The following is a 6,365-nucleotide window of genomic DNA, read 5'->3' as shown; positions in this document are numbered from 1 at the left end:
GCTTTGCGGATTTTTTGGAATTTGGGGGGCTTTAGTATTTTCCGCATTTTCGGCTTTACCGGCACAAATATCAGTTTTATCCGTAAGCATATCTATAATTGCATCGGGAGCCTTAACCGATACGGCTACGTCCAGAGCCGTCCGCCCCCATACGTCTTTATAATTTTTATTTATCTTAGGGGAAGAAAGCAATTCTTTTACCGACTCGACGTCGGCATTTTCAATCGCGGCAAATAAAACAGGCTTTTTAAAAACGTCTTGGCAATTAACGTCCGCGCCGGCTTCGATAAGTGTTTTAACGAGGTCAATATTTTTCCCCAATACGGCTTTTAACAGGACGGGACGTCTAAATTTATCTTTGCAATTCGGATCTGCGCCGCCTTCAAGAAGCGTTTTAACAATGGCCAAATCATTGCATCTAACCGCTTCCGCCAAGGCTTCTTTCTTGGTTTCCGCGTCGGCGGAATTTAAAAATTCGGTTATATAATTAATATTCCCGGTTCTGGCCGCTTGAGCAAATTTGAATTTATCGTAAGTCATTTTCCCCCCTTGTCATAATTGCCGCTTTATATTTATACTAACAATTTTTCGGGAGCGGAGCCTTATTTCCCCGATAAAAACATAAAATCGCGAAAAAAGACAAAAAAACGGAGGGCTTTTGCTTCGCCCTCCGTTCGGTTCTTACTTAATAAAACTTCTATTTTATTTTGGCGTTGCTTTTAAGGAAATCAAAAACTTTCCTTTCATTGATAGTCGCCATTACTTCGTCTTTGCGGTCATTGAAGAATTTTTTAATATTGGCTTCTTCTTTCGGCTGGGAGGCCAAAGCTTTGTCAAGTTCGGCTTTCCAGTCTTCTTCCGTGGCTTCAAGTTTTTCGGCCTCGGCTATCGCGTGTACGATATAGCCGATTCTGAGATCTCTTTCAACGCCGGGGCGCATTCTTTCGGCGAAGGCTTTTTTGTTTTCTTCGCTGAGTTCCGGGTTCTTGCCGCCGAACATTCTGTTAATGAAGTTTGCGACTGAAATCTGCGTATAATATTCCACAAGGCCGGAAGGCAAATCAAAACCGTTTTCTTTTACCAAAGCGTCTTCAATCTGCTTTACCACGTCCCTTTCGGAAGAGGTTTTGGCTTCTCTTTCCATAGAGGTTTTTACAGTTTCTTTAAGCTTTTCAACATTGTCAAAACCCATATCTTTGGCAAAAGCGTCGTTAAGCTCGGGTTTTACTTTCTTTTTGATTTCCTCGACCTGAACGGTAAAGTTTATGGTGCCGTCGTCGATTTTAGCGTCAAAAGTTCTGCTTTCGCCTTTTTTGGCGCCTTTAATGGCGTCGGCCAAACCGGCTACGGTCTGCGGGGCGGACATATCGACAAGCTCGCCGTCGCTGGAATATTTTTTGTCGGCTTTGCCGTCTTTGCTGCCGCTGTATTTTACAACTACGAAATTGTTATCTCCTACCGCCGCGCCTTCCGCTTCGGCTTCAAGGCTGGAATTATGTTCAAGCACTTCGTTCAAATGTTTGTTGACGTCTTCTTCGGAAACGGTTTCCGACTTTTTGGTTACGGCTATGCCTTTGTAACCTTTAACTTTAAATTCCGGGGCGACGTCCACGCTCATTTCAAAGGAGAAAGCTTTATTTTCGCCGAAAGTAGAAAAATCGGCTTTGGTTACAGCCGGGGCCATTACGGCTTTAAGTTCGCTCTTTTCCAAAGCTTTGGAAGAGGCGTTTCTGATAACCAAATCGGCGGCCCTTTCGGTAATATGCGGGACAAAATTCTTTTTTACGATATCCAAAGGCACTTTGCCGGCCCTGAAACCCTGCATTTGGGCTTTGGCCTGCACTTGCAGCAAAGCATTGTGAAAGCATTTATTTACAAGGCTGGGTTCGGCCGTAACTTCCAAAACTACGGTGCAGCCTTTTTTTGAAATTTCTTTAGTCTTTACTTCATTATCCTGGGCAACTGCGAAACTGGACATAATTTCTCCTGTACAAAAAACTATGGACGGAGAGGGACTTGAACCCTCACGGAAAATCCATACGGTCCTAAGCCGTACGCGTCTGCCAATTCCGCCATCCGTCCATTGTATTAACTGATTTAAAATTGAAGTGGGCCATACAAGGCTCGAACTTGTGACCTTACGCTTAAGAGGCGTCTGCTCTACCAACTGAGCTAATGGCCCTTCCTTTATGAAGAAATTATAACAAATAATTTCAAACCCTGCAAATCGCCGATAGGCTTCGGCATTGTTTTTGCGTGCGGGCTGAAGCGGCCCGCAAGGCCTGAAATAATTTATAGACAAATTATAGCAAAAAAGTGATACAATAGCATTATCTTTGTAAACAATTTGCAATTTAACTCGAAAATAAGGAGAAGATTATTAATGAGAAAACTATTATTAATAGCGTTTGCTTCTTTGCTGAGCGCAGGGGTATTTGCGGCTCACGCGCAGGCAAAAGCCTATACTGCGGACACGGACACCGATACTTTGATGATGGATCACAAAGTGTTGGAACTGGGCGATAAGTACGTCGCGGTTTTAAGCTCCATGTTCCAGGAAGAGGCGACGCGCGCCGGCACTTTGGGGTACCATTCCGATTTGCAGGAAAGGGACATCCAGGCGCAAGTCAGCAGAAGGCAGACTTTGCTTTCCCTTCAGGAAGCTTTGGGCAGAATAAACCCCAAAGCACTTTCCTCATACACGAAAGTGGACTATTATACCCTTAAAGAAATTATCAGCGAAAAGCTTTTCGCCATAGATACGGAAAACGAACTTTCCAAAAATCCCCTTTGGTATTTGCAGAGCGTGGACGCGGTTTACGATATACTTTTGAAAGATTACGCCTCCCGGGCGGACCGTCAGCGCGACGCTTTAAAAAGGGTTCAGGCTTTGCCGGAAATTTTGGAACAGGGCAAAGTAAACCTTGATAATCCGCCGGATTTATATTTAAGGCTGGCGATAGAAAAGGCTCAGCTGGCGTATTCTTCCTTTAATAACGTCAACTTCCTTTTAACGAAACTCAGCTTGGACGAATATACTAAAGACCAGACCAAGAAAGCCTGCGCCGCCGCGCAGACCGCGCTTAAATCCTATGCGGACTTCCTTAAAGACACCATGCTTAAAAAGGACTATGTGTACTTCCGCCTCGGCGCAGAAGACTTTGAAAGACTTTTCAAAGACGTTTATCAGCAGGAAATGCCTTTTGCGAAATTAAAGAAAAACCTTGATAAAGAACTTGAAAACAGCAAAAAGAACCTTATCAGGGCAATTACGCCGATTGTGGAACCCACCCTTACGGAAGAAGAAAAAGCCGACCGAACCGACAAAAAAGGCTTAATCAACATCCTTCCGCAGGATTATTACAGAGCGGTTAAAACTTTTACCGCCAACCCCGGCGCAAAACGCCTTTTGGATTCTTACGCAAATACGTTTAAAAAAGCGACGGTGTTCTTTGCCGAACAGAAGTTATTCCCCGCCGGTGCGCTGCAAGTGGTAATCGCGCCTGCGCCGAAATATCTTTCCAACAAGCTTACGCCTATTTCATATCTTCCCCCCTTCCCGCTGCTTAACAAACAGATGGGCGACCTTTTGGTAACCATGCCGAAAGCGGAAGACAAAACAACGCTTGAAACGCGTTTTAACAACGGGAAAATCAAATTCGACGTTTTGGAATATATTACCCCGGGCAAAAACCTTATGTATTCCATAGCGACGGAAGAAGGCAGAGTTTTAAGGAAATTATCCAATGACCCGTTCTATATCAACGGCTGGGTTAAATACGCCCTTAATACCGCCGCTTCCACGGAATTGTTCTCTTCCGCGGAGGATAAAATAAATTTGGCGTGGTTTAACTACTCAAAAGCTTTGCTGGCGGTGGCGGAATACAATATGCAAACCAATGCCACCAATTATACTCAGACGGTGGATTTCTTGGTGGAAAACGGTATGCTTAAGGAAGAAGCCGAGGCTAATGTGGATTACCTCGCCCTTAACCCGATGGACGCGGTGGCTTACGTGGTCGGCCAGCAGGAATTTGATTATTTGAAAGCTAAATACGCGAAGAAAATAAACAAAAAACTGACGCTTGCCGATTATCACGAAAGACTGCTTTCCTTGGGCCGCGTTCCCATAAGAACGCTTGACGAAGCCATGTCCAAAGAAATGGAAGAAAAGAAGACGGAAAGCTTCTTTAACATGACTTATTTCTAAGTTTTCATTTCTTAGATTGCAATTTACCCCCGGCTTAAACAAAAACCGGGGGTTTTATTTATCTTAAATTATTTTCACGATAAAATTATATTGCGGACTTTCTTCTGTTGCAATCTTTACAAAGCATTTGACAATTTTCAGCGGTAGTATGCCCCCCTTTGCTCCAAGGGGTTATATGGTCGGCCTCCATTTCCGACAATGTAAATTTGCCACCGCATTTTACACAAATTCCTTTTTGCTTTTCATAGGTTTGGCGTTTAATCTTATCGCTGAAAAGACGTAAATTTAAACTGCGCTCATTTCCTGTAAGGACATAATCATAAACACCTTTTTTATCGGTAACGTCTTCATCTTCCATTAAAACGGATATTTCCTTTTCCAATGCAGCGGTATCAAATTTTTCGTTTTTATACTTGTTATACAAAAGGCCCCAATTTACGCCTTTCATTTCTTTGCGGTATTTTATAAAAGTAAGTTTTACCCAGTTTATAACGCTTTGAAAGTACAGCCACAGTTCATTTGCGTTTTGCTCGTGCTGATGATTAGCCATATAAACCTGCACATTCCCCTTTGAAAGCCAATTTAAGGCCGTTTCCAAATAATCTTGGCGTATGGGCGAACCGTTTATATAATTGCTTGCCAATCCGTAAGCCGGGCCGCCTGTTTTTGAAAAATACCTCTTTGCGTCGCTTACAAAAGGCCCGTGATAGGTTGCGTTTAAAAGTTCCTGCTTGGTAAGTTTCGCCCCTGCGATATTGATTGTTTCAAACCAAGAAAGTTTTTCGCTGTCGCTTCCCTCGCAAAGGTAAACCATAAGCTTATAATTTAAAATTTGCTCTCTTTTATCAGCGGGCAAATTGTGAATATACTTCATATCAAAAGCAAAATCCCCGTTAAGATATTGGCACAGCGATATGGTGCGCTGCTGCCCGTCAATAACTTCAAAACAGCCGTCTTCCCGCACCGCCCAATACATTACGTTTAAGGGAAAGCCTTTCATAACGGTGTCTATCACGGCGTCGCGCTGTTTGGTTTTATAAATAAATTCCCTCTGATAAGGCGGCCTTATATCCAACTTGCCGCCATATCCGGTTACCCCGCCTTCGGAATTATCCTGATAGCCCTCTGCAAGTTCCCTTATGCTGATTTCTTTAAGTTCTATTTTCATTATTTTTCCCCTTTGCGTTTGATAAGTATACGTCTGTATAATTGCTTTCCGTTTATGATATTTATATCATCGGCTTCTTGCTTGCCGTCGTGATAACGGCTATCGCCTAAAATTTCAAACTGTTCAGGATTATATTTATCCAAAAAAGTTATGGGAACGCCCATAATGCCGTAATAATCGCAGGGGATATTGCTTGTTTTATCTACATTTATTGCGTCGTAATTATCGTACTTAGGATAATCCTGCGGATTATAATTTTTATATAAGATAAGTTCCTCATGCCTTTTGGAAATATCAAAATTGGTAAACCAGCAAGCCATTATATGCTTTAACTTTTTGCCGTCTATAAACTTTTCGTATTTTTCCTCTTTTTCCGGAAGAATAAGCCACATATCTTTATTTATATTTCTGTAACCGAGCCAAATTTTATTTTCTTTTATCAAATGGAAAATTTCTTTATAAGTTATCGCATTTTTGTTGCCTATAATGATAAATTTCTTATTATATTCCATAAGCTGGGCGACATATTCCCTAAATAAGGAAAAAGGCGGATTGGTTACCACTATATCCGCTTGTTTTAAAAGTTCTATACATTCTTTGGAACGGAAATCCCCGTCGCCTTTAAGGTATTTTATGCCGATTTCTTCGGCCTCTGGCACATTGCCGCCTTTTTTACTGCCCGAATATTCCAAATATATGGCTTGGTCACAGTCGTATTGACTGAATAAATCCCTGTTTTGGTTTTTATAGCAGGTTGTTATAAGCTTTTTTAGCCCCAAATGCTCAAAATTGTAGGAAAAATAATGAAAGAAATTGCTTATCCTGGGGTCATCACAGTTGCATAGAACCGTTTTCCCTTTAAAGTATTTTTTATAATGACGCATTTCTTCTTCTATATCGGCAAGCTGGGTATAAAATTCGTCATTTTTATTTTTGCGGGCTTTCCTTAATCTTTCATTTGCCATTATTCCCCCTTTGGATTATGAA

5 protein-coding genes and 2 tRNA genes are annotated in these 6,365 nt (G+C 42.0%); 1 reads left to right on the top strand and 6 read right to left on the bottom strand.

The genetic code is table 11. From position 1 onward, the window contains the following. From ACQY26_RS00765 to ACQY26_RS00750, 4 genes are all read right to left on the bottom strand, one after another. On the bottom strand, positions 1-540 hold a 540-nt coding region (locus tag ACQY26_RS00765; RefSeq protein ID WP_428047178.1), incomplete at its 3' end, for an ankyrin repeat domain-containing protein. A gap of 157 nt (positions 541-697) precedes the next feature. Continuing rightward, a complete protein-coding gene (gene tig / locus ACQY26_RS00760; RefSeq protein WP_428047177.1) occupies positions 698-1,978 on the bottom strand; it encodes a trigger factor in 1,281 nt (426 codons plus the stop codon). Positions 1,979-2,001: 23 nt separating this feature from the next. Continuing rightward, a tRNA-Leu gene (locus tag ACQY26_RS00755) sits at positions 2,002-2,082 on the bottom strand. A 27-nt stretch (positions 2,083-2,109) separates the two neighbouring features. After that, a tRNA-Lys gene (locus ACQY26_RS00750) sits at positions 2,110-2,182 on the bottom strand. 201 nt (positions 2,183-2,383) lie between these two features. Between ACQY26_RS00750 and ACQY26_RS00745 the strand changes: the two genes are divergently transcribed. Continuing rightward, a complete protein-coding gene (locus ACQY26_RS00745) occupies positions 2,384-4,210 on the top strand; it encodes a DUF885 family protein (protein ID WP_428047176.1) in 1,827 nt (608 codons plus the stop codon). 85 nt (positions 4,211-4,295) lie between these two features. On the opposite strand, the gene ACQY26_RS00740 is transcribed toward ACQY26_RS00745, so the two are convergent. After that, positions 4,296-5,378 carry an HNH endonuclease family protein gene (locus tag ACQY26_RS00740; protein WP_428047175.1) on the bottom strand — a complete coding sequence of 361 codons (1,083 nt, stop codon included), beginning with the start codon at positions 5,376-5,378 and terminating at the stop codon, positions 4,296-4,298. Further along, on the bottom strand, positions 5,378-6,343 hold the full coding sequence (locus tag ACQY26_RS00735; RefSeq protein ID WP_428047174.1) for an adenine-specific methyltransferase EcoRI family protein: 966 nt from the start codon (positions 6,341-6,343) through the stop codon (positions 5,378-5,380). The genes ACQY26_RS00740 and ACQY26_RS00735 overlap by 1 nt, the downstream gene beginning before the upstream one ends. Between the last annotated feature and the right edge of the window lie 22 nt (positions 6,344-6,365).

Origin of the sequence: Candidatus Proelusimicrobium excrementi (assembly GCF_937881865.1) — a bacterium.
Taxonomy (GTDB): domain Bacteria; phylum Elusimicrobiota; class Elusimicrobia; order Elusimicrobiales; family Elusimicrobiaceae; genus Proelusimicrobium; species Proelusimicrobium excrementi.
This window is presented reverse-complemented; position numbering and strand designations above follow the sequence as displayed.